This window comes from Lentibacter sp. (assembly GCF_029254145.1).
Classification (GTDB): Bacteria; Pseudomonadota; Alphaproteobacteria; order Rhodobacterales; family Rhodobacteraceae; genus Lentibacter.
On sequence record NZ_JAQWYD010000015.1, the window covers coordinates 25,819 to 46,941 of the forward strand.

Below are 21,123 nucleotides of genomic sequence, written 5' to 3' on the forward strand. Positions count from 1 at the left end.
ATCCTATCCGTTGAGGGGGACCAGTCCCCCTCAAACTCCCCCTGGGATATTTTTCGAAAGAAAAAGGGCTAGGCCTGTTTAGCTGCGTGTTGGCCAGCCCATTTGCCTGTGGCGAGGCAGGCTGTGATGAGATAGCCGCCAGTGGGCGCTTCCCAGTCGAGCATTTCTCCTGCGGCAAAGACATTGGGCTGGGATTTGAACATAAGGCCCGCATCCAGCACATCAAAGCGCAGGCCACCTGCTGTCGAGATCGCTTCATCCATCGGCCGTGGACCCGCGTGAATGAGCGGTAGATTTTTTAGCGTTCTAGCAACAGAAACGTCTCTATCTTTGCCAAACTCGAAGAACAGAGCGCGCTTCACTGGATCAAGCTTGAGGCGTTTGAGAACATTCGGCAAGCTCTGCTTGCCTGCTTTGGCAAGCCGCGCCTCGACTTCGGCCAAAGACACATCTGGCATCAGGTCAAGCCATAGCGCTGCGCCTTCGCGCATAGCTTTGGAAAGTACATATATGCCGCCGCCCTCCAAGCCGCGCTTAGAGACAACAAACTCGCCACGGTGTTTTATGCCGCCTGCCCGTAACTCAACCTGTTTGACGGGCGCGCCAAAGTGCGACTCCATATGCGCCGACCAGTCCACAGCAAAGCCCATGTTTGCGGGCTTGAATGGCGCGGCAAGGTCGGGCATCTGGGCGGCCCACGCGCCATCGGAGCCAAGCCGCGCCCAGCTCGCTCCACCCATCGCCAAGACAGTCACATTCGGCGCAAAACTAACGCGCCCTTCCGGTGTTTCAAACTCGGTGCCACCGATCCAGCGCCAGCGCGTCTTGAGCTCAACACCTAGCGCATCGAGCCGCCTGAGCCATGCACGCAAAAGGGGTGAGGCCTTCATCGCCTTGGGAAAAACCCGGCCCGAGGAGCCAGTGAAGACTTCCTGCTCAAGTGCCTGCGTCCAACGCTTCACATCCTCTGGCCCAAAGGCTTCAAGCATTGGCCGAAGCGCCGGAGCGTCATAGGCCGCAACAAAATCTTCGAATGCCTCGTCTTTCGTCAGGTTCAGCCCAGACTTTCCCGCCATAAGAAACTTGCGCGCAGGCGAGGGCTTGGCCTCCGCAACAACAACTTTCAGACCCGCCAGCGCAAGCTCTTCGGCCGCCATCAGCCCCGCAGGCCCCGCTCCTATCACCAAGGCTTGCTTCATGGTGCACGCTTGTCATGAAGTTCCACAACGCGGTGGGGATAAGGGATCGTGATGTCGTTGTCTTTCAGCGCGTTCCAAATGAGGAAGAGCACATCTGAGGTAAATTTGTTCTCGCCGTCATCCAGCCCATTGACCCAAAACTCAACCGCAAAATCAACCCCAGACTCACCAAAGCCGCGCAGCTCGCAGTCAGGTGGATAGGGCAACGCGAGTACTTTCGGATGCTTGGCCACTGCCGCTTCAACAATCGCAGGCACAAGATTGATATCGGTGTCATAGCTTACGGAGAAAGGCGCCTCATAACGGTTGGCGCTGCCAGCGTCGGAGTAATTGACCACCCGCGTGGTGATGAAATCTTCGTTAGGAACCATAATCCAGCTGCCATCAAACGTCTCTAATATGGCGGCGCGGGCCGTCATCTTGACAATCTTGCCCGCCTCACCACCGTCAAGTTCGACAAAGTCGCCCACAGTGGCTTGTCCTTCCAACAGAAGGATCACACCCGAGATAAAATTTGATGCAATCTTCTGAAGCCCAAAGCCAAGCCCCACGCCAATCGCGCCGCCAATCACAGCAAGCGAAGTAAGTGAGATGCCCATGATGTTCATCAGAAGCAGGAAGGCGACACCAAAAATCACCAGCTCCGCTGTTTTCGCCGCTATGGTGCGCGTCGCTGCAGGCATTTCTTTTTGCTTTTCGATAAAAGCGTTGGACTGATCATTTGACCAGCGCCCAAACCAAAACAGAAGCGAGCCAGCAATCAGGCCCCGCACAACCGACATGAGCGAGAAGCTGATGTTTCCAAGGCTGATCACTGTTGCGCTCAACTTGGCACTCACAACATCAAGCAGCCCGACTGCATAAATCGCCATGACGGGGATCAGAACATAGCGCCCCAACAGCTTCAGGAAGGGATCGCGCAGCGCCTCATTTACAAATGTGCGTGCCGCTAGAAATAGAAACACCCGCTTGCCAAAAGCAATCACAGCACCCGAGTCAAAGAGTGAGCGGACCACACTTTCGCCAACCGCTGTAAAAACATAGGCTAGAAGTGGCAGGATAAGTGGCACAAAAACCAAGAGCCAGCGCCGTCCGCTGGCCAGTATGTTTTGCTGCGCCGCATCAGGCGTCAATAGCTGCGAAAGCTTTGGACGCAGCCGCTTTGTCACGATCACAGCCAGCACGTAGGCCAAAATCAACAGACCAAACTGAGACCAAGCCGCTGGGCTCAAGAGCCAGCTCTGCGCTAAGACCCAGCCTTGTTCCGCATAAGTTAACGCGGTTTTGATGATCTCCGGCTGCCCGTCCATCTCTACATCCCTTACCAACTGGGTTACGACTTCGTCTAATGCCCCGTTCGGCCCCACTTTACAACTGAGCAACTCACCATGGATGACATCGCCCCGATCTGTCCGCTCTGCCTCCGCCCGATTCCTGCGGGCGTGCCACAGAGCCGGCATCACCTTATCCCGCGTCTACGTGGTGGCAAAGGCGGCGAAACGGTGCTGCTTCACCAGATTTGCCACAATGAAATCCACGTCAGCTTGAGCGAAACAGAACTCGCCCGCAGCTATAACACGCCAGAAGCCCTGCGCGCACATCCACGGCTGGAAAAGTTCATCCGCTGGGTTGCTAAGCGCCCGCCCGATTTCAAATCAAAGACTCCAGGCAAGCGGCGGGGGCGATAAGCGGATTTGCGCTGGCTCAATGCGGATAGAGGCAAATGCGCCTATATTGGAGATTGAAGGGAGGGTCCCATGACACTCACATATTCTGAAGACGACAGTACCAAAACCGCCACAATCGCGGTGTCTGGCAAAATCACCAAAGAAGATTATGATGCAGCTATCACTCCGATGCAGGCCTTCACAGACAAACACGGCAGCGTAAACTTCATCGAGATAGTCGAGAGTTTCGCAGGTTTCGAGCCGTCAATCATCTGGCCGGGCTTCAAGTTTGACATGGCCAATCTCAAGCATATCGGCCGCGTAGCCGTCGTCTCCGATATTGGCTGGATCAGCCCGATAACAAAAGCGGCGGGCTATTTCATGTCCACAAAGCTGCGGATGTTTGACATGTCCGAGCTTGAAGAAGCGCAGGCCTGAGTTAGATCATCCGCTTGATCCCCGATATAATCTCAGGTTTCGCCGCCAGCACATCCGCGGCGAGCTCGCGCGCCTGATCCATAAGCGCGTCTGGCGCAACAATGCGATCAATCAGCCCAAAGGCCAGCGCCTCCTCTGCCATGATTTTCTGTCCGCCCATCAAAACAAGCTTGGTCCGCGCGGGGCCGATCAGCGCGCTCATCCGTGCAGGGTCCGACGGCTGCGGCAAAAAGCCAAGCTTCATCACAGGGTAGAAAAACTTTGCGCTCGGCACAGCAAGTCTGATGTCACACGCCAGCGCCATGCCCATAGCGCCGCCAGCCAGTGTGCCGTTGAGCGCGGCAATGCTCAGGCCTTCAAAAGCCGCAACAGCGCCAGACAGCCGCTCCCACAAAGGAGATGTTGCAAGTCCTGCGCGCGCCTCATCAAGGTCCGCGCCAGCCGAGAAAACTTTCCCCTCGCCAGTCAGCACAAGCACCCGCGCCTCACCCGCGCCCTCGATGATCTCGCAGAGCTCTTCAAGCATAGCCGCTGTCAGCGAATTGGCCTTTTCAGGACGGTTTAGAGACACAACCCAAAACGTGCCGTCTTTTGTAAGCGTAATCATATCAAGCCCACCGTTCTGCGAAGCCCCTCGTCGCGCAAGGCCAGTTCCTGTCCAAGAAACGGGTCCGCTGCAGCGCTGCACATCCAGAGCAGTGTGCGCGCGGGCCATTCCGCAGGAATATGGTCTTCCCAGTTCATTTCACTGACGGGGTTTACACCGCTCGCCTTGATCTCGCGTTGCATCTGCGTCGCCACGGTTCCGGGCGAAAGGCCCATCACGCGCAGCCCTTTCGCTGCGCCTTCCACATGGGCCGCTTTGGTCATCATCGCCGCACCCGCCTTGGAGGCGCAATAGTGGCTCCAGCCTTCGAGCGCATTATGCGCGGCACCAGAGCTGATGGTGATGATTGTGCCATGGCCTTGCTTCAGCATATGAGGCATCGCCGCGCGCATCCCATGATAAACCCCCTTGAGGTTGATATCGATTGCGTCGCCCCATGCCTCTGGATCGCTCTCTGCCAGCATCGCCACAGGCTCAATCACGCCCGCGTTGCCAATCAGGATATCAAGGCGACCAAACCGCCCAATGGCGTGCTCCACAGCGTCGCGCATATGGCCGTATTTAGAGACATCACACGGGATGGACATAGCGTTTTCGCCAATATCTAGCGCAATCTCGTCAATCACCGCTTCACTTCGCGCGGTCAAAACCACATTCGCCCCCTCACGCGCAAAAAGCCGCGCCGTGGCTTCGCCAATCCCGCGGCTCGCGCCCGTAATAAGCACAGTTTTGCCCGTTACATCACCCATGTCATCCTCCTGTTTTCAATTATTGGTAATCTGCTGATATGCTAAGGTCCAGCAGGATCACCTCTTGACCCCGCTCCATGCGCACCGACATTAAGACCAACACATTCCCCGAAAGGTTTTTCCATGTTTACCCGTTCCTTGCTTCTCGGAAGCACCGCTCTCGTCTTCACAGCCACATCCGCTCTCGCTGACCTAAAGGCGCAAGATGTCTGGATGGATTGGAAAGATTACATTCAAGGGTTCGGCTATACTGTCCAAGGATCAGAAGCCACATCAGGCGATACCCTTACAATATCAGACCTGAAGCTTTCTGTACCAATCCCCGAACAAGGCGGCAGCGTTGGTCTTGGCATGGGCGAAATGTTTTTCTCAAACCTCTCGGACGGCACAGTCGAAATCAGCCTGCCCGACACGTTTCTAATCACCTTTGATGTGGTCTCAGGTGGCGAAACAGAGATCGCGGGAACACTCAATTATGACACAACGGATCTGTCCATCATCGTCTCGGGCAGTCCCGACGACATGAACTACGCTACCACAGCGTCCACGCTTGATATGAGCCTCGCCGACCTCGTGGTTGAAGGGAAGCCACTCGACATCGGCACAGTGGCCTTCAACATGACGGGCCTCGCAGGCACCTCCAATATGAAGCTCGGCAATATCCGCAATATTATGCAGTCCTTTTCTGTCGATAAACTGAGCTACACTCTCGATATCAATAGCCCCGAAGAAGCGGACGGGCTTGAGGCTTTCAAAATGATCGGCGCGCTCAATGCCTTGTCTTTTAATGGCACAGGCGCATACCCGAACGCTGGCGGTTTTGACGCGCAGAACGTCTCGGCCATGCTCAAAGCGGGCTTCGCGTTTGACGGCGGCTTTGCCTATACTGACGGTAGCACCACTTTCGAAATCACAGAAAACGGCGGGCAAACAGTTGGCGTCTCATCCTCCGAGACAGGCCTCCTCAAAGTCGCAATCAGCGAAGCGGGCCTGCACTACGGCGCCGAGGCCACAGGGCTCAAATCCAACATGACGGGCACCCAAGTTCCATTTCCCATTGAGTTGACCGCTGAAAAAAGTGCCCTCTCTCTGACCATGCCCATCAGCGCATCTGAAAACGCGCAAGACTTTGGCCTTACGGTCCAGCTCGCCAATTTCACCACTTCCGAAATGCTCTGGGCCATGGTTGACCCGACAGGCCAGCTCCCGCGCGATCCTGCCACGCTTCATCTGGACGTCTCAGGAAAAGCGACACTCTTGTTCGATATGATGGACCCCGAGAGCATAACAGGCGTTGGAACAGGAACGCAAAAGCCAGGTGAAGTGAACTCTATCGATATCAACGCAGTTGAGCTCACCGCAGCCGGCGCATCCCTGACTGGCACAGGCGCGTTTCAGATAGACAACTCTGACACCCAGACATTTTCAGGCATGCCAAAACCTGTGGGCGCTGTTGATCTGAAGCTCGTCGGCGGCAACGGCCTCATCGACAAGCTCGTCGCCATGGGCCTGCTCCCCGAAGACCAAGCCATGGGCGCACGCATGATGATGGGCCTCTTTACCATCCCAAGTGGGACACCCGACACCCTAACCTCAAAGATCGAGGTGAATGATCAAGGCCACGTCCTCGCAAACGGCCAGCGCCTGCGCTGACGCACGCTAAAATTGATCCTAACAAGGCGCGCCCCTGTATAGCTTGCAACAGCAACTGACAGGGGCAAGCAAATGCCTGACAAACCCGTCCTCATTATGGGCAGCGCCCCAAATGTCACCGCCTGCGCCGCTTGGCCAAGCTCGCGCTTTTCAGCCATCGTAGCGATCAACAATGCATGGCAAGTCCGCCCCGATTGGACTCACCATATTGCCCCGGATGATTTCCCTCTCGATCGCGCGCCCAAAGCGCTTGAAACAGGCCAGATACGGGTGACTTCCTCCTCCTATGTCCCCGCCAACAACCGCTACGGCGGTATTCTCTATGCGGGCGGCACAATGGCCTTCACGGCGGGCTACTGGGCCCTTGCCGCTCTAAAGCCCTCTGCCATGATCTTTGTCGGTTGTGATATGATCTACCCACAAGACAAGCGCACACACTTCTACGGCACAGGTACAGCCGATCCCCTGCGGGATGACATTTCACTGCGCAATCTTGAGGCAAAATCAGCCCGCCTCATGCTCCACGCCGTCGCCCAAGGCTGCATCTGCCTGCGCGCCGACACGCCCGAAAGCCGCCTGCTTTTTCCAATTAAAACACCCGAAGCCCTCGAAGAAACGGCCTCTCTGCCAGATGCCAAAGCCTTCAACTTCGTGAAAGCCCAAGAAAAAGAACTCGCCTATCATGTTGCCTCAGGCCGCTACTGGGAAAGCGAAACACCTTTCTCTCCCGCAAAGCTCGATGCCATCGATGATCTCTGGCTCGCCGCCCTCGCAGCCTGAGAAACGCAGTCGTGACTTGAACGCACCGTGCTTATGGCCCACAACAGTCTCATGAAAAACACGCTTGAAGCTCTCGCCCAATCCGCTCTCGCCGCCGCGCTCAAAGCTGGCGCAGACAGCGCCGATGTGATCACCCTGGAGGGCCGCTCTGTCTCTCTCGATATTCGCCAAGGCAAGCTGGAACAAGCCGAGCGCGCCGAAGGCACAGACCTTGGCCTGCGCGTCATGGTCGGACAACGCCAGGCAATGGTCTCCTCTTCCGACATACGGCCCGAGTCGATCGCCCAAGTCGCCGAGCGCGCCGTTGCCATGGCGCATGAAGCGCCCGAAGATCCCTATATCGGCCTTGCCGCGCACGAAGAGCTGGCCACATCGTGGGATATCTGTGCATTCGAGCTTTATGACGACACACCCGAGCCAAGCCCCGAAACGCTCCAAGAAGACGCGCGCCGCGCCGAAGCGGCCGCCCTCGCCAACCCGGGTGTTTCTCAGGTCCAATCGGCCAGCGCAAGCTATTCCCAAACCACAGTCCAGCTCGCCACAAGCACCGGCTTCTCTGGTGGCTACCAACGCTCTTCCCGCTCGCTCTCTTGCGTGGCCATCGCGGGCACAGGCCTTGGCATGGAGCGCGATTATGATGGCGACGGCCGTATCTTTCAGGCTGATCTGCGCTCCGCTGACGAGATCGGAGCACTCGCTGCCGCCCGCGCCATCGCGCGGCTCAACCCCAAAAAGCCCAAGACAGGCAGCTACCCGATCCTCTTTGACGAGCGCATCTCAAGCACGCTCGTGGGCCACCTGCTCGCCGCTGTCAACGGTGCTATGGTGGCGCGCGGCTCCTCGTGGCTGCGGGACGCTCTGGGCGAAGAAGTCCTCCCCAAACACCTTTCAATCGTAGAAGACCCACACCGCCCCCGCACCTCTGCGTCGCGCCCGTTTGACGCCGAGGGTCTGCCCACAGCCCCTCGTCACATCGTCCGCGACGGCGTGCTTGAGGGCTGGACACTTGACCTCGCCAACGCGCGTAAGCTCGGGATGAAAAGCACAGCCAACGCCGCACGAGGCACAGGCAGCGCACCCTCGCCAAGCGTCTGGAACATTGCTCTCACCCAAGGCACGCAAACACACGCCGAGCTTCTGCGCGACATGGACACAGGCTTCCTCGTCACCTCGCTGATCGGCTCCACAATCAACCCGAACACAGGCGACTATTCTCGAGGCGCATCGGGATTCTGGGTCGAAAACGGCGAAATCACCCATGCCGTCAACGAAGTCACCATCGCAGGTAATCTGCGCGATATGCTGCGCACCATCGTCCCCGCCAATGATGCCCGCACACATCTCTCGCGCGTTGTGCCCTCCCTGCTTCTAGAAGGCCTGACTCTTGCAGGATCCTGACCTAGAGCTGCTCATAAAAGCCGCGCAAAGCTCAGGCAAAATCGCCACAGGCTTTGCCATGGACCGCCTCAAAAAGTGGGACAAAGACGAAGGCGCAGGCCCCGTCACAGAAGCAGACCTCGCCGTCAACGCCTACCTAGAAAATACACTTCAAGCCGCACGCCCAGACTATGGCTGGCTGTCTGAAGAAACCGAAGATTCAGAGGCACGCCTCAAAAAATCGCGCGCTTTCGTAATTGATCCCATCGACGGAACCCGCAGCTTCATTGAGGGTTCAACAACATGGGCGCATTCCATCGCCGTGGTGGAAGACGGCCGGCCCATCGCCGCCGTAGTCTATTTGCCCTTGCGTCAAAAACTCTATGCTGCCGCCCTTGGCCAAGGCGCAACGCTCAATGGCAAAGCCATCATGGCGTCCCGGCGCAGTAAACTTGAAGGGTCCGAGCTTCTGGCCGCCCGCCCCGCCTTTGAGCCACATCACTGGAAAAGCGCACCCCCCGATCTCAAGCGCGCTTACCGCCCATCACTGGCCTACCGCCTCGCGTTGGTTGCCGAAGGCCGCTATGACGGAATGCTCACCCTGCGCCGCTCTTGGGAGTGGGATATCGCCGCCGGCGCCCTTCTCATCACAGAAGCAGGCGCACAGGTTAGCGACCGAAAAGGCGCAGACCTACGCTTCAACAAAAGTGATCCCGCCTCAAACGGAGTTGTCGCTTCAAGCGCAAATATTCACGCCGAGCTGATCAAAGCTCTGGCCTGACCCGTCCTTCTTCTTTTCAAAAATATCCCGGGGAGCGCGAGGGGCTGGCCCCTCGCACCGGTCGGATTTTCGCACAGCGAAAATTCGAGCCTAAATACCCGCCTCGACAATTGCTTTCGCCAGAAGCGGAACAGTCTCTTTGTTCAAGCCGGCAATATTCATCCGGCTGTCAGGGATCATATAAATGCCGTTCTTCTCGCGCATGAGTTCAACCATATCTGGCCCTGTTCCAAGCAGCGAAAACATCCCGCGATGTTCACGCAAAAAGTTGAAACGGTCCGAGTTGGTGAGCCGTGCCAGTTCGCCCGCAAGCTGCTCGCGCAGACCGAGCATTCCAAGGCGTACCTCTTCCAGCTCACTCATCCACTCCGCTTTCAGCGCATCATCGTTCAGGATCATGCTGACAAGCCGCGCGCCGTGATCAGGCGGAAAGCTGTAGTTCTGACGGTTGAGAAAGGCGAGGTTCTCCTGCGTTAGCGGCGTTTTGGCAGCGTCTTGAGAGACACACATCAAAAGCCCAGTGCGTTCGCGGTAGATCCCAAAGTTCTTGGAGCAGCTTGCCGCAATCAAACACTCGGGCACGCTCGACGCAACAAGCCGTGTCGCCGCCGCATCTTCCTCCAGCCCGCCGCCAAAGCCTTGGTACGCAATATCCACCATCGGGATCGCGCCCTTGGCATTCATCACCTCGATAACGGCTCCGAACTGTTCCAAAGTCAGGTTTGCGCCGGTCGGGTTGTGGCAGCAACCGTGCAACAGCACGATATCGCCTGCGCGCAGCCCGTCCAGGTCCGCCATCATACCGGCAAAGTCCACAGAGCGCGTCTCGGCGTCAAAGTAGCGATACTGCACACATTCCAGCCCGACATAGTCCAGAATACTGATGTGGTTCGGCCATGTCGGATTGCTCACAAAGACTCGCGCCTCAGGTGTCGCCATCTTGATCATTTCAAACGCCTGCCGCACAGCTCCAGTGCCGCCCGGTGTCGCTGCTGCACCAATGTTTTCGCGCGCCACTGCGTCGCCCAAGACCAACTTGATCATCGCATCACTATACGCAGGATCACCCACAAGCCCGACATAGGCCTTGGTTTCCTGCTCCTCCCAGAGCTTATGCTCCGCCTGCTTGATCGCACGCATCACAGGCGTAACGCCCAGCGCGTTTTTGTAAACACCAACACCAAGATCAATCTTATTGGGCCGTGGATCAGCCCTAAATTTGGCCATCACTTGCATGATCTTATCGACAGGTTGGTTTTTTAGGTTTGAAAACATCAGGCTTCTCCCGTTTTCACTGGCAACGTTCCAAACGCGCCCCACTCGGCCCATGAGCCATCATATACTGCGTGGTCTGTCTTGCCGATCCGCTCAAGCGCGAGTGAGAGGATCGCCGCTGTGATCCCCGATCCGCAAGAGGTGATCACAGGCTTGCTGAGGTCGACACCTGCCGCTTCAAAAACACTGCGCAGCTCGTCTGGTGACTTCAAAGTTTTCTGCTCTGTCAAAAGCTCGCCAAACGGAACGTTCTTTGATTTCGGAATATGCCCGCCGCGCAACCCCGCGCGTGGCTCTGGCTCTGTCCCCGCAAAGCGTCCGCGCGAGCGCGCGTCAACGATCTCGTAATCGCCAAGTTTGCTCGCCGAAGAGACCTGCGTCACATCCTTCACCAGATGGTTTTGAACGCGCACTGTCATATGCCTGTCGCGCACCATCGGCGGAAGGTCTTCGGTATTGCGGCCTTCAGCCACCCACTTGGGCAAGCCACCATCCAGCACCGCAATATTCTCCTGTCCCATGAGTTTGAAGAGCCACCAAACCCGCGGCGCCGAACTCACGCCCACTTGGTCATAAACGACAACCTGATGCCCATCGCCGACACCCATGGCACGCATCCGGCTCATAAACTTCTCAACCGGCGGAACCATGTGCGGCAACTCGCTGCGATGATCGCTGATTTCGTCAATATCAAAGAACCGTGCACCTGGAATATGCGCCGCGTTATAGCCCGCCACAGCGTCAAGCTCGACATGTGGCAAAACCCAGGTTGCATCCAAAATCCTCAGATCAGGATTTTTCAAATGTGCGGCCAGCCACTCTGTGCTCACCAACGTCTTGGGATCATCTTGCGCCATCTTCACCCTCATCTTTCATCTCCCAAATCTCTAGCGCGCAAGGTCAAAAGGAGCAAGGCCGAGCACAGTTTCCTGTACCCGGCCCTCGTTTTGTTTCTCTGAAAAGAGACTTATTTGCTCATCATGTTGCGCACGACACCAACAATCGCCAGCACAGCGCCACCACCAACGCCGCCGCCAGCAACTTGGCCAATGATCGCGCCAATATCGAGGCCTGCCGCTTCGCCAGCAACACCCGCCATGTCAGGCGCGCCCAACATACCAAGGATGGAGCCACCAAGCCCGCCGCCCACAACGCCCGCCAGCGAGTTGATCAGCGTACCTTGGTTGAGGTTCTTCAAAACGCCGCCGGCGACGTTGCCGCCCACAGCACCTGAAATCAAACCGATAATAAGTTCCATACGAAAGTCCTTCCCTACCCTTTAAAATCCAAGCAATTCACTCTGCTTTGGTGGGGTCAGACTAGCGCAAAGACTGAAAATGTCAGAATGGGAAATACCACACGGATTTCCCATGTTAGGGCGGCTCAGTCGCCGTGGCGCAAGAGGCGTTGTTTCTGGCGGCCCCAATCGCGCTTGGCGTCAGAGGCGCGCTTGTCGTGATTCTTCTTGCCTTTGGCGATCCCGATCTTGAGCTTCACCATGCCCCGATGGTTGAAATACATCACCAGTGGAACAAGCGTCATACCCTTGCGGTTGGTCGCGCTCCAGAGGTTGGCAAGTTCCTTACGGCTGACCAGAAGTTTACGGCGGCGGCGCTCTTCGTGCTTGAACTGTCGTGCCTGTTTGTAGGGCGCAATATAGCCGTTCACGAGCCAGAGTTCGCCGTCTTCGACAGTCGCGTAGCTTTCGGCAATATTCGAGCCACCCTCGCGGAGCGACTTCACTTCCGATCCCTCAAGCATGATCCCGCATTCGAGATCATCCTCGATCGCATAATCATAGCGCGCCCGCCGGTTCTCGGCGATCACCTTGTAGTTCGGATCAGATTTTCCATTGCCTTGTGCCATGATCGCCAGATAATCACCTGCGCCGCAAAAGTCGAGAGCGCTTGATGCCCGCTCACAGGATCCGCCTTTACAAAGCGCTGATCCTGCCGATGCCTGAACATTTCGTTAAAATATCTATTTTTGTGTTAACGGGAGTGAAAACCTGATTCAGCCGGTGCACGGGTTGTGCACGCAGTGTGCACGGGTTTCACCCCCCCCCAAATCAGGAATTAACCTGACCGTCCGCTGCGTTCATATCTACGATTTCTGCATCGTCGATTTCGGCGATCGCCTCCTCCGATTTATCCTCAATCGCTCCGACAATCAGCGGCAACATCGCAGCGCTCGAAAGGGCCTGCAATTCGCTCTGTGGCGGGCGCTTCCAAGACAGCGTATCGAGTGCGCCGCAATTGTCACAAGTCGGCGTCCACTCTGCATGAATATGCTGGCAGTTATCACAGACCCACTGTGGCCCGCGCGGTGCGCTCAAAGCTCTGGCAAGCCAGCCTTTGACCACAGTGTCAGACGCTCCCTCGCCCCGCTCGACAGCCGCCATTATCGTCAGTGCACGAGCGTCGGCGTTTGTCTCCACAAGGTCGCCCAGAGCGCGCCGCGCATCAGGAAAGTTTTCGGCCGCAATGTTCAGCTCGGCGAGCAGCATTTTTGTCTCGGGATCATTCGGGTTGGTCTTCGTCAAAGCACGGAAGCGCTTGATACGTTTGTCTGGTGTTTCGTCAGGAACAATTTCAGCAAATGCGCCCGCAAGTTCAGGGTGTGGGCGCGCAGCCCAAGCTTTAGAAATAACGCGCGCCGCGTATTTTGGCTTGCCCTGCTCAATATAGCTTTTCGCCGCCATAACAGCCGCAGGAATTAGGTCTGGCGAAAGCTTATTGGCCTCAATCGCGCGCTCTTGCCCGTCAATGCCACTGTCCTCAGATAGCACGCCTTTCGCCTCACTCAGCGCCAATACAGCATCACGGCGCTTATGGACATCACGCGGCAAAGAGCCGTGCTTGAGCTTGGCTTTCAGTGTTTCGCGCGCACCCTTCCAATCAGCCCCTTGAGCCTGAAGTTTAAGGAGCACATCCTGTGTTTCTTCATGTGCGGGCTTAAGGGCAAACGCCGTCTTCGCCAGCGCAAGCGCTTTATCCGTATCGCCTGCAGTGAGGCGTTGTTTCATGATACCACGCACGCCAACAAACCGCGTACGATCCTCCGTGAGTAGCCGCTTGTAAGCCTCCTCGGCCTTGCCTTTGTCTCCCGCCATTTCCGCAGCTTGCGCTGTCAAAAGATCGGTAAGATCAGGTCGGTCGAGATACTTGTTTGCTCTCGCTGCCTTGGCCATCGCCAGACGCCCCTCACCAGAGGCTAACGCCAACATTCCATCCGCCAAAGCCTGAAAGCCCTTGCGCTCTCGGTTGCGAACAAAATACCGCGAAATCGCAGTTTCATCCCCATTGAGAAAACGGAATGTTGCCAGCAAAAGGCCCATCAGCTTTAGGAAAATCCAAACTGCGATAACAAGCAAAACCAATACGATAACAGCTTGCAATGGCGTCAGGCTATATTCCTGCCCCGCTATAGCGATGCGGATACCGCCCTCCAGGGCAAGCAATTCAAGTGCGCCAAAACTGGCCCCCGCGATAAGGGCAAAAAACAGAAAAATCTTTATCAATGACCAAAGCATGTCTTTACCCTCAATTCGTATTCATCTTCTGGTTCAGCGCCTCAGCAGCCTCTGTCGCAGCTTGCCGCGCTTTCGCCGAATCTAGCCAGTCCTGAAGCGGCGCTTGGGCCTCTTCAGGCAGGCCTTCTGCCTCAGCCATAACATCTCCCAAGCGGCCTTCACGCGCCGCAGCTTCCATCCGTGAAAGCACAGCGTCAGGGTCGGTGCCCTCGCGCGGCTCAAGCGAACGTGCGCCCAGTTGTGACTTCAAGAAAGCGCCAAAACCTCCGCTCTCGCTGCCCTCTGCGGTTCTTGCCGCAGCCAAAGCCTCTCGCGCAGCCTCTGGAAAGTCCGCGCTCAACCCCGCAACCGTGGGCACACCCGCCGCTTGCGCGACAAGAGCTTCAGGCACATTCACACCCGTCGCACTCAGGCTCTCGATAGCCTCCGCAAAGCCCGAACCCGTCTCAAGCGATGTCAAAACTTGACTCATCGCAGAGCGCCGCAAAGCCTCTTGCGCAGTCATCTCTGCCGAGGCCCGCTTGGCTTCCGCTTCAACCGTCATCGCGCCAATCTCCGCGCGCAACTCATCCATCTCACGCTGATACGCCTCAACCGCGACGGGCGACGCATTGGCGACCGGTGCTTTTTCCAAGGCGTCAAGGCGCACACCAAGCTCGGCAATCGCCTCAACAGAGGCTTTCAACGTCGCGATCTCGCCTGCGAGCCCAGAGACCTGCCCACTCACATCGGTAACACGCGCTTCGAGCGCCTCATTCACGCCGGCATCGGCCAGCTCGGCTTTCATGTTGGCAATCTCTTGGCTCTGCGCTTCAAACTTTTGCGCCAATGCTTCCGTCGGGTTTTCGCCCTGCGAGGGCAGCCAAGCGGCTGGCAAATTAGGCAATAAGTACAGCGCAGATCCAAATCCGATCCCAGCAGCGACAACACCACCAAGAACCATCGGCACAAACCCTCCCTTGCGTACAACTGTGGTCTGCTGGGTAGAGGGTTGCGTCTCTGCTAAAGTTGCATCTAGCTCAATCGCACCTACGATTTCTTCAGACGGCTCTTCCAGAGTTTCAAGCGCGGGCTCTATAGCCTCGAACGCCTCTGCAGATGTCTCAACATCCGCCGCCTCGATCACTGCGTCTTCAGTCTCGGGTTTGGCCTCTAGGGTTGGTCTTTTGGTTTTAGTTGTCTTGCGTGCCACGGCGCACGGCCCTCCCGAATCTCACCAGATCTACTATACCAAACCGAGCTTAAACGCCCCTTGCACGAGCCTCAAGCAATCAAACCTTATCAATAAGCTTCAAGGTCGCGGCAACCATACCCTGCGCATCGGGCGTTTCGGCCGTTTCGGCCGCTATAGAAGGCAGTTCCCCCGCCGCTTTCGCCGCCTCGCTGATATATGCGGCATATAGCCCATCAGGCCGCACTGCCTCGGCCGCGAAGGCTCGCACACTGCGCTGCGAAAAGAGCGGTACAACCACAGGCCGACCGCTTGCCAGTGCACCTTTTGCGGCGGCACTCAGCCCAACGCTCGGCTGATCATAAACAATTACACGCGTCACATGGCCAAACTCCGCCACAAGATCAGATGTCGCATGGACACCGCGAACCTGCAAAAGGCTACGTACTTCCTGCCCCAAAACAGGCTTCAAACGCTCAAGATCAGGCGCAATCTGCAAAACATCAAATCCAGCGGCATAAGCACACTCACCTGTCGCAACACCGATACAATATGCCTGCGCAGGTGCGCCACCCGCCGCAATGTAGCCCTTTACCCCATGCGTAGAGCTAAAAATAAGCACTTCTGCCTGCGGCAAGACCTTGGGCTTGAGATACACAATCTCCATAATCGGGCTTATCATTATCTCAATATCAGGCCGCTCAGCCCAAAGCATCGCCGCAAAGCGCTCCGCCGCCGCACGCGGGCGTGTCAGAAGAACGAGAGGCAAACTTGTTTTAACCATGGCTAAGGTGTTACCTGCAGCAAAGCACCCATGCAACGAAAAGACCCATGCAAAAGACACTGACCCTTCTCGGTATAGAAAGCAGCTGTGACGACACGGCCGCAGCCGTAGTGCGCGGCACATCGGGCGCAGCGTCAGTGCTTTCTTCGGTGGTCGAAGGCCAGACAAGCCTGCATGCCGACTTCGGCGGAGTCGTTCCCGAGATCGCCGCGCGCGCGCATGCCGAAAGGCTCGATGGCTGCGTGGCTCAAGCACTCTCTCATGCCAGTCTGACACTCGCCGATATTGACGCAATCGCCGTTACAGCTGGCCCTGGCCTCATCGGCGGAGTTATGTCTGGCGTGGCGCTTGCCAAGGGCCTCTCCGCTGGCTCAGGAAAGCCCTTGATCGGCGTCAATCACCTTGCTGGCCATGCACTCACACCGCGCCTCACAGACGCGCCAAGTTACCCTTACCTCATGCTGCTGGTTTCAGGCGGACATTGCCAATTTCTCGTCGTGCGCGGCCCCCAAGATTTCACCCGTCTCGGCGGCACAATTGATGACGCCCCAGGCGAAGCATTTGACAAAACCGCGCGTCTCCTTGGCTTGCCCCAGCCCGGCGGACCCATTGTCGAAACCGAAGCGTTGAAAGGCGACCCAAAGCGCTTCTGCCTGCCCCGCCCTCTGCTTGACCGCGCAGGGTGTGATATGTCTTTTTCTGGACTCAAAACAGCACTTCTGCGCGCACGTGATACTATCGTTGCCGAGAAAGACGGGATCACGCGCCAAGACCGCGCTGATCTCTGCGCTGGCTTTCAGGCTGCAGTTGGCGATGTCATGGCCGAAAAGGCTCGTCGCGCCATGGCGCTCTACAGTGAGCTGGGCCCTATTCAGCCTGTACTCACCGTCGCAGGCGGTGTTGCCGCCAACAAGAGCATCCGCGCCGCGCTAGAAACTGTTGCCGCAGAGTTTGGCGCCCAGTTTCTCAGCCCGCCTCTTGCGCTCTGCACAGACAATGCCGCAATGATCGCCTACGCGGGCCTTGAGCTTTTTGAAATGGGCCAGCAAAATGACCTAACACTTGCCGCACGCCCGCGCTGGCCGCTTGATACAAGTAGCCCTTCAATGCTCGGCTCAGGCAAGAAAGGAGCCAAAGCATGATCACCATTCTAGGCGCAGGCGCTTTTGGCACATCCTTGGCGATCTCGCTCGCGCGTTCAGGCCAGCCCGTGACCCTCTGGGCGCGCAATGGCGGGGCCGATATGCAAGCAAGCCGCCAGAATGCACGCCGGCTGCCAAAAGCACCCTTCCCAGAGAGCCTCACCGTCATTGAAGTGCTGTCAGACATTTCTCATGACGGGCCAATCATTCTCGCCGTGCCAATGCAGCAGCTGCGGCACTTTTTGACCGAAAACGCAAAGCCCTTTGCAGACCGTACCTTGATCGCTGCCTGCAAAGGCCTTGATCTTGAGACACACTTCGGTCCTGTCGAGACAATCCGCGCATGCCTTCCTCGTGCCAGCGCTGCCCTTCTTACAGGACCAAGCTTTGCGGCCGATATTGCGCGCGGCCTGCCAACCGCGCTCACCCTCGCTTGCAAAACCACACAGCTTGGCAAAACATTGCAACTGGCCCTTACGACGCCCAATTTACGGATCTATCGCACCGCCGACACAACAGGCGCAGAGCTTGGTGGGGCTTTAAAAAACGTGATCGCTATCGCCTGCGGAGCCTGTATCGGAAAAGGTATGGGCGACAGCGCCCGCGCCGCCTTGATGACTCGTGGCTTCGCTGAAATGCAGCGCTTGGCCCTTCGCCGTGGCGCGCAACCGGATACGCTTACAGGCCTCTCAGGCTTCGGTGATCTCGCTCTCACCTGCACGTCTGAGCTCTCGCGCAACTATCGTTTCGGCCTCGCTCTCGGCCGCGAAGAGCCTTTCGATACATCTGTCACAGTCGAAGGCGTGCCCACAGCCAACGCCGTTGTTGCATGGGCCGAAGAACTTCAAATCGACATGCCTATTTGTACAGCCGTTGCAGCCCTCAGCAACGATGACTATAGCGTCTCCGAAGCTCTACAAACGCTCCTTTCACGCCCACTCAAGGAAGAATAACATGCTCATCGCCCTTATCTGCACAGACAAAAAAGGCGGGCTCGATACCCGCAAAGCCAACCGCGACGCGCACCTTGCCTATATTGCCGAGACTGGCGTTGTCGCCATGGCTGGGCCCCTTCTTGACGAGGTTGGCGAAATGGTCGGTTCCCTCGTGATCCTCGATGTGGCCGATGCCTCCGCCGCACAAAGCTGGGCTGACAATGACCCATACGCCAAAGCAGGTCTCTTCTCTGACGTGCGCATCCAACCTTGGAAAAAAGTAATCGGATAATGCGCTATTGGCTCTTCAAGTCAGAGCCCGACACATGGGGCTGGCCCGCCCAAGTCGCCAAGGGCGACGCAGGCGAGGAATGGGACGGTGTGCGCAACTACCAAGCGCGCAACTTCATGCGTGAAATGCGTCTGGGCGATCTTGGTTTCTTCTATCATTCTCAGTCTGACAAAGCTGTCGTCGGGATTGTTGAAGTGATCAAAGAAGCTCACCCGGATAGCAGCACAGAAGACCCCCGGTGGGAGTGTGTCGATATCAAAGCGCTGCGCCCCTTTTTGCAGCCCGTCACACTCGCGATGATCAAATCTGATCCGCGCCTTGCAGAGATGCCACTTGTCAAAAGTCCGCGTCTTTCAGTTCAGCCCGTCGCCAAAGATGAATGGGACATCATCTGCGCGATGGGTAAAACGAAAAGCTAAAATGAAAAGAGGGTTCAAGCCGGACAAACTCTAGCTGAACCCTCTTTCTCCCCACGTGCTCCCGAACCACCACACGCGAATATCAATCTGGGTTCGGCCGTACTGACTCGAACAAGTTATGATTATCGCAAGTTTGGTCCAGACCCAAACCCCAACTGTCTAAAACATAACTCAAATAGCAAACGCCCGCCAAATTGGCAGGCGTTATCTTCTCTGGCGTGTCTGCTTACTTGTAGACAGACTCTTTGCCAAAATGCTTGGTGAGCATGTAGTACACAACAGCGCGATACTTGTTCCGCTCTGATTTTCCATATGTCTCCAAGACAGAGTCGATGGCTTCCATAAGCTTGGGGCTGTCCGCCAATCCAAGCTTTTTCATCAAGAAGTTTACTTTCACAGTCTTAAGTTCGCTCGCTTGCGACCCTGCCACTGTTGAGGCATCTGCGTTATAAATCGCGGGTCCGCACCCAATAGTCACCTTTGTCAAAAGGTCCATTTCTGGCGTCATGCCGCATTTTTTTTCAGATCGTCCGCGTACTTTGCGATCAAATCGTCTCTCTTACCCATCGTAATCTCCCACCAGTTATTTTCACTACAGTCGTAGGGCCCCGATCAGGGCGCTGAAAAAAGCCTAGCGCGCCTCTCGCTTATAAAAAAGAAAAATCTGGGGGAAGGGCGGCCCTCTGTTCCCCTACAGTTCCCGTACCGAGCACATCTTGATTTCAAAACGTTCCCTCACCATCTCAATTCCAAGATGCGTAAAAGTTTGTCTTTTTTGATAGGGTCACAGATGAAAAAGAAGGTTTATACCAAACCAGGCAGCGCCTCCCTCACAATGCCTTGCGGGAACACAGTTGATCTCGCCCGCCCTCGCAGCGACGGTATCATGACGGAACAAGAGCTTGCGTTCTGCCGCGCCAAAGGCGTGTCTCTCGCCTATGATCCTGTGCAGATCGGATGGATTTCCGCTTTGGCAGAAGATGACTTTTCGCCCATATTCCGCAAAAACGAGCGCACCCCGCGCAACACGGTCGCCTATAAGCCTCAGGTTAATGCGCTGCACCCTCAGTACAGCCTAAGACCCTGGAGCAGTGGTGATTTGCCTGTCTACATGTCCCTCCTAGATGATCCAGGCGTCTGGACCTACATGACAGAGGAATACCCAGACCCGCTCACAGAAGAAGAGGCCGCCGCTTTAATCGAGCTGTCCAATGCGAGCAATCATCATCAGGTGTTTGCAGTGTTGCGCGATGCCAAACCAGTGGGGCAAGTGCGCCTCCTGTTTGATGTCGATCCGCTCAATCCTGCCACAGCAGAAATCAGTTATTGGCTTGGCCGTGAGCACTGGGGAAAGGGTATTGGCTCCGACATCGTTCGCCTCTTCACAAAGCGCTGCTTTGCAGACAACATCGGGATCACCAAACTGATCGCTCGCGTCCATCGCAACAATGGCGCCTCAAGCGCGATCCTTACAAAGGCGGGTTACCTGCTCCAAGGCCATGACCCAAAAGGCCAAGGCTGTACCCTCTTCGCCAAGCATCGCACCACATAAAAAAGCCCCACGAGTCTCAAGACGTCGCGGGGCTTAAGTGTCTCGTTCTGTAACGCTTAGTATCGGTAGTGCTCGGGCTTGAACGGCCCTTCTGTGCTCACACCAATATAATCAGCTTGCTCTTTGTCGAGTTTTGAGAGCTTCACGCCGATACGATCGAGGTGCAGACGCGCAACTTTTTCGTCCAGATGCTTGGGCAAAATGTAGACACCGGGCTGATACTCTTCGCCTTTCAACCAAAGTTCCATTTGCGCCAAAACTTGGTTTGTGAACGAAGCAGACATCACAAACGAAGGATGTCCCGTCGCATTGCCAAGATTCAAAAGGCGGCCCTCAGACAGGAGGATCAGGCGGTTACCGTTGGGCATCTCGATCATATCGACCTGCTCTTTAATATTGGTCCACTTGTGGTTCTTCAGGCTGGCAACTTGAATCTCGTTGTCAAAGTGGCCGATGTTCCCGACAATCGCCATGTCCTTCATTTCGCGCATATGCTCAATGCGGATCACGTCTTTGTTGCCTGTCGTGGTCACAAAGATATCAGCAGTCGCCACAACATCTTCCAATGTCGTCACCTGATAGCCGTCCATGGCAGCTTGAAGCGCACAGATCGGATCAACTTCTGTCACAATCACACGCGCACCAGCGCCGCTCAGGCTTGCCGCAGAGCCTTTGCCAACATCTCCATAGCCCATAACAACCGCTACTTTACCCGCCATCATCGTGTCGGTCGCGCGGCGGATACCGTCAACAAGGCTCTCTTTACAGCC

The 21,123-nt window shown here is 56.5% G+C and carries 23 protein-coding genes and 1 pseudogene; 11 read left to right on the top strand and 13 right to left on the bottom strand.

Annotated features, from left to right (window positions below; genetic code table 11):
* Positions 1–68: 68 nt before the first annotated feature.
* Both P8O11_RS01870 and P8O11_RS01875 read right to left on the bottom strand, forming a co-directional pair.
* Positions 69–1,199 (bottom strand): TIGR03862 family flavoprotein, encoded by a 1,131-nt coding sequence (locus P8O11_RS01870; RefSeq protein WP_300291047.1) that lies wholly within the window; start codon positions 1,197–1,199, stop codon positions 69–71.
* On the bottom strand, positions 1,196–2,509 hold the full coding sequence (locus tag P8O11_RS01875; protein WP_300291050.1) for a mechanosensitive ion channel domain-containing protein: 1,314 nt from the start codon (positions 2,507–2,509) through the stop codon (positions 1,196–1,198). Before P8O11_RS01875 ends, P8O11_RS01870 begins: the two co-directional genes overlap by 4 nt.
* A gap of 78 nt (positions 2,510–2,587) precedes the next feature.
* On the opposite strand from P8O11_RS01875, the gene P8O11_RS01880 reads away from it, so the two are divergent.
* Positions 2,588–2,887: an HNH endonuclease gene (locus tag P8O11_RS01880; RefSeq protein WP_300291052.1), complete on the top strand. Its 300-nt coding sequence runs from the start codon at positions 2,588–2,590 to the stop codon at positions 2,885–2,887.
* Positions 2,888–2,956: 69 nt separating this feature from the next.
* The gene (locus tag P8O11_RS01885) at positions 2,957–3,304 is read left to right on the top strand and encodes an STAS/SEC14 domain-containing protein (protein WP_300291054.1); all 348 of its coding nucleotides are present in this window, start codon (positions 2,957–2,959) and stop codon (positions 3,302–3,304) included.
* A gap of 1 nt (position 3,305) precedes the next feature.
* Here P8O11_RS01885 and P8O11_RS01890 read toward each other — a convergent pair whose 3' ends face one another.
* Positions 3,306–3,911, bottom strand: a complete 606-nt coding sequence (locus P8O11_RS01890) for an enoyl-CoA hydratase/isomerase family protein (RefSeq protein WP_300291056.1) — start codon at positions 3,909–3,911, stop codon at positions 3,306–3,308.
* Positions 3,908–4,660, bottom strand: a complete 753-nt coding sequence (locus P8O11_RS01895; protein WP_300291058.1) for an SDR family oxidoreductase — start codon at positions 4,658–4,660, stop codon at positions 3,908–3,910. Before P8O11_RS01895 ends, P8O11_RS01890 begins: the two co-directional genes overlap by 4 nt.
* A 123-nt stretch (positions 4,661–4,783) precedes the next feature.
* Here P8O11_RS01895 and P8O11_RS01900 point away from each other — a divergent pair, with 123 nt between their 5' ends.
* The 4 genes from P8O11_RS01900 to P8O11_RS01915 all read left to right on the top strand — a co-directional run bounded on the left by P8O11_RS01900 (position 4,784) and on the right by P8O11_RS01915 (position 9,251).
* Complete coding sequence (locus P8O11_RS01900) at positions 4,784–6,313, top strand: DUF2125 domain-containing protein (RefSeq protein WP_300291060.1); 1,530 nt, start codon at positions 4,784–4,786, stop codon at positions 6,311–6,313.
* A gap of 72 nt (positions 6,314–6,385) precedes the next feature.
* Positions 6,386–7,093, top strand: coding sequence for a hypothetical protein (locus P8O11_RS01905; protein ID WP_300291062.1), 708 nt, complete (start codon positions 6,386–6,388; stop codon positions 7,091–7,093).
* Between the two features lie 51 nt (positions 7,094–7,144).
* Positions 7,145–8,491, top strand: a complete 1,347-nt coding sequence (locus P8O11_RS01910; RefSeq protein ID WP_300291097.1) for a TldD/PmbA family protein — start codon at positions 7,145–7,147, stop codon at positions 8,489–8,491.
* Positions 8,478–9,251 (top strand): 3'(2'),5'-bisphosphate nucleotidase CysQ, encoded by a 774-nt coding sequence (locus P8O11_RS01915; protein WP_300291064.1) that lies wholly within the window; start codon positions 8,478–8,480, stop codon positions 9,249–9,251. The genes P8O11_RS01910 and P8O11_RS01915 overlap by 14 nt, the downstream gene beginning before the upstream one ends.
* A gap of 90 nt (positions 9,252–9,341) precedes the next feature.
* On the opposite strand, the gene P8O11_RS01920 is transcribed toward P8O11_RS01915, so the two are convergent.
* The 7 genes from P8O11_RS01920 to P8O11_RS01950 form a co-directional block, all read right to left on the bottom strand.
* Entirely contained in the window at positions 9,342–10,526 is a 1,185-nt protein-coding gene (locus P8O11_RS01920) for an amino acid aminotransferase (RefSeq protein ID WP_300291066.1), read from the bottom strand.
* Positions 10,526–11,395: a 3-mercaptopyruvate sulfurtransferase gene (gene sseA, locus P8O11_RS01925; RefSeq protein ID WP_300291068.1), complete on the bottom strand. Its 870-nt coding sequence runs from the start codon at positions 11,393–11,395 to the stop codon at positions 10,526–10,528. The genes P8O11_RS01920 and sseA overlap by 1 nt, the downstream gene beginning before the upstream one ends.
* Positions 11,396–11,493: 98 nt before the next feature.
* Complete coding sequence (locus P8O11_RS01930) at positions 11,494–11,784, bottom strand: hypothetical protein (RefSeq protein ID WP_300291070.1); 291 nt, start codon at positions 11,782–11,784, stop codon at positions 11,494–11,496.
* A 125-nt stretch (positions 11,785–11,909) separates the two neighbouring features.
* Positions 11,910–12,392 carry an SsrA-binding protein SmpB gene (smpB, locus tag P8O11_RS01935; protein ID WP_089893373.1) on the bottom strand — a complete coding sequence of 161 codons (483 nt, stop codon included), beginning with the start codon at positions 12,390–12,392 and terminating at the stop codon, positions 11,910–11,912.
* 202 nt (positions 12,393–12,594) lie between these two features.
* Positions 12,595–14,058 carry a heme biosynthesis HemY N-terminal domain-containing protein gene (locus tag P8O11_RS01940; protein ID WP_300291073.1) on the bottom strand — a complete coding sequence of 488 codons (1,464 nt, stop codon included), beginning with the start codon at positions 14,056–14,058 and terminating at the stop codon, positions 12,595–12,597.
* Positions 14,059–14,068: 10 nt separating this feature from the next.
* On the bottom strand, positions 14,069–15,250 hold the full coding sequence (locus P8O11_RS01945; protein ID WP_300291075.1) for a hypothetical protein: 1,182 nt from the start codon (positions 15,248–15,250) through the stop codon (positions 14,069–14,071).
* Positions 15,251–15,329: 79 nt separating this feature from the next.
* Positions 15,330–16,013, bottom strand: a complete 684-nt coding sequence (locus P8O11_RS01950) for a uroporphyrinogen-III synthase (RefSeq protein WP_300291077.1) — start codon at positions 16,011–16,013, stop codon at positions 15,330–15,332.
* A 47-nt stretch (positions 16,014–16,060) separates the two neighbouring features.
* Here P8O11_RS01950 and tsaD point away from each other — a divergent pair, with 47 nt between their 5' ends.
* From tsaD to P8O11_RS01970, 4 genes are read left to right on the top strand one after another with little or no spacing between them, the layout of a single operon-like run.
* On the top strand, positions 16,061–17,155 hold the full coding sequence (gene tsaD, locus P8O11_RS01955) for a tRNA (adenosine(37)-N6)-threonylcarbamoyltransferase complex transferase subunit TsaD (RefSeq protein WP_300291079.1): 1,095 nt from the start codon (positions 16,061–16,063) through the stop codon (positions 17,153–17,155).
* Positions 17,152–18,108 carry an NAD(P)H-dependent glycerol-3-phosphate dehydrogenase gene (locus P8O11_RS01960; protein WP_300291081.1) on the top strand — a complete coding sequence of 319 codons (957 nt, stop codon included), beginning with the start codon at positions 17,152–17,154 and terminating at the stop codon, positions 18,106–18,108. The genes tsaD and P8O11_RS01960 overlap by 4 nt, the downstream gene beginning before the upstream one ends.
* A gap of 1 nt (position 18,109) precedes the next feature.
* Positions 18,110–18,382 carry a YciI family protein gene (locus P8O11_RS01965; protein WP_300291083.1) on the top strand — a complete coding sequence of 91 codons (273 nt, stop codon included), beginning with the start codon at positions 18,110–18,112 and terminating at the stop codon, positions 18,380–18,382.
* A complete protein-coding gene (locus P8O11_RS01970; RefSeq protein WP_300291085.1) occupies positions 18,382–18,801 on the top strand; it encodes an EVE domain-containing protein in 420 nt (139 codons plus the stop codon). The genes P8O11_RS01965 and P8O11_RS01970 overlap by 1 nt, the downstream gene beginning before the upstream one ends.
* Before the next feature lie 226 nt (positions 18,802–19,027).
* Here P8O11_RS01970 and P8O11_RS01975 read toward each other — a convergent pair.
* Positions 19,028–19,368 (bottom strand): annotated as a pseudogene (locus P8O11_RS01975) (DUF2853 family protein).
* A gap of 223 nt (positions 19,369–19,591) precedes the next feature.
* Here P8O11_RS01975 and P8O11_RS01980 point away from each other — a divergent pair.
* Positions 19,592–20,353 carry a GNAT family N-acetyltransferase gene (locus P8O11_RS01980; RefSeq protein WP_300291087.1) on the top strand — a complete coding sequence of 254 codons (762 nt, stop codon included), beginning with the start codon at positions 19,592–19,594 and terminating at the stop codon, positions 20,351–20,353.
* A gap of 56 nt (positions 20,354–20,409) precedes the next feature.
* Here the strand turns inward: P8O11_RS01980 and P8O11_RS01985 are convergent.
* Positions 20,410–21,123, bottom strand: a 714-nt coding sequence (locus P8O11_RS01985; RefSeq protein WP_300291089.1) for an adenosylhomocysteinase, incomplete at its 5' end; no start/stop codon positions are given.

Excerpts from the sequence above, each read along its gene's own strand:
- P8O11_RS01870 (WP_300291047.1), bottom strand. The coding sequence starts at position 1,199 with ATGAAGCAAGCCTTGGTGATAGGAGCGGGGCCTGCGGGGCTGATGGCG.
- P8O11_RS01875 (WP_300291050.1), bottom strand. The coding sequence starts at position 2,509 with ATGGACGGGCAGCCGGAGATCATCAAAACCGCGTTAACTTATGCGGAA.
- P8O11_RS01880 (WP_300291052.1), top strand. The coding sequence starts at position 2,588 with ATGGATGACATCGCCCCGATCTGTCCGCTCTGCCTCCGCCCGATTCCT.
- P8O11_RS01885 (WP_300291054.1), top strand. The coding sequence starts at position 2,957 with ATGACACTCACATATTCTGAAGACGACAGTACCAAAACCGCCACAATC.
- P8O11_RS01890 (WP_300291056.1), bottom strand. The coding sequence starts at position 3,911 with ATGATTACGCTTACAAAAGACGGCACGTTTTGGGTTGTGTCTCTAAAC.
- P8O11_RS01895 (WP_300291058.1), bottom strand. The coding sequence starts at position 4,660 with ATGGGTGATGTAACGGGCAAAACTGTGCTTATTACGGGCGCGAGCCGC.
- P8O11_RS01900 (WP_300291060.1), top strand. The coding sequence starts at position 4,784 with ATGTTTACCCGTTCCTTGCTTCTCGGAAGCACCGCTCTCGTCTTCACA.
- P8O11_RS01905 (WP_300291062.1), top strand. The coding sequence starts at position 6,386 with ATGCCTGACAAACCCGTCCTCATTATGGGCAGCGCCCCAAATGTCACC.
- P8O11_RS01910 (WP_300291097.1), top strand. The coding sequence starts at position 7,145 with ATGAAAAACACGCTTGAAGCTCTCGCCCAATCCGCTCTCGCCGCCGCG.
- P8O11_RS01920 (WP_300291066.1), bottom strand. The coding sequence starts at position 10,526 with ATGTTTTCAAACCTAAAAAACCAACCTGTCGATAAGATCATGCAAGTG.
- sseA (WP_300291068.1), bottom strand. The coding sequence starts at position 11,395 with ATGAGGGTGAAGATGGCGCAAGATGATCCCAAGACGTTGGTGAGCACA.
- P8O11_RS01930 (WP_300291070.1), bottom strand. The coding sequence starts at position 11,784 with ATGGAACTTATTATCGGTTTGATTTCAGGTGCTGTGGGCGGCAACGTC.
- smpB (WP_089893373.1), bottom strand. The coding sequence starts at position 12,392 with ATGGCACAAGGCAATGGAAAATCTGATCCGAACTACAAGGTGATCGCC.
- P8O11_RS01940 (WP_300291073.1), bottom strand. The coding sequence starts at position 14,058 with ATGCTTTGGTCATTGATAAAGATTTTTCTGTTTTTTGCCCTTATCGCG.
- P8O11_RS01950 (WP_300291077.1), bottom strand. The coding sequence starts at position 16,013 with ATGGTTAAAACAAGTTTGCCTCTCGTTCTTCTGACACGCCCGCGTGCG.
- tsaD (WP_300291079.1), top strand. The coding sequence starts at position 16,061 with ATGCAAAAGACACTGACCCTTCTCGGTATAGAAAGCAGCTGTGACGAC.
- P8O11_RS01960 (WP_300291081.1), top strand. The coding sequence starts at position 17,152 with ATGATCACCATTCTAGGCGCAGGCGCTTTTGGCACATCCTTGGCGATC.
- P8O11_RS01965 (WP_300291083.1), top strand. The coding sequence starts at position 18,110 with ATGCTCATCGCCCTTATCTGCACAGACAAAAAAGGCGGGCTCGATACC.
- P8O11_RS01970 (WP_300291085.1), top strand. The coding sequence starts at position 18,382 with ATGCGCTATTGGCTCTTCAAGTCAGAGCCCGACACATGGGGCTGGCCC.
- P8O11_RS01980 (WP_300291087.1), top strand. The coding sequence starts at position 19,592 with ATGAAAAAGAAGGTTTATACCAAACCAGGCAGCGCCTCCCTCACAATG.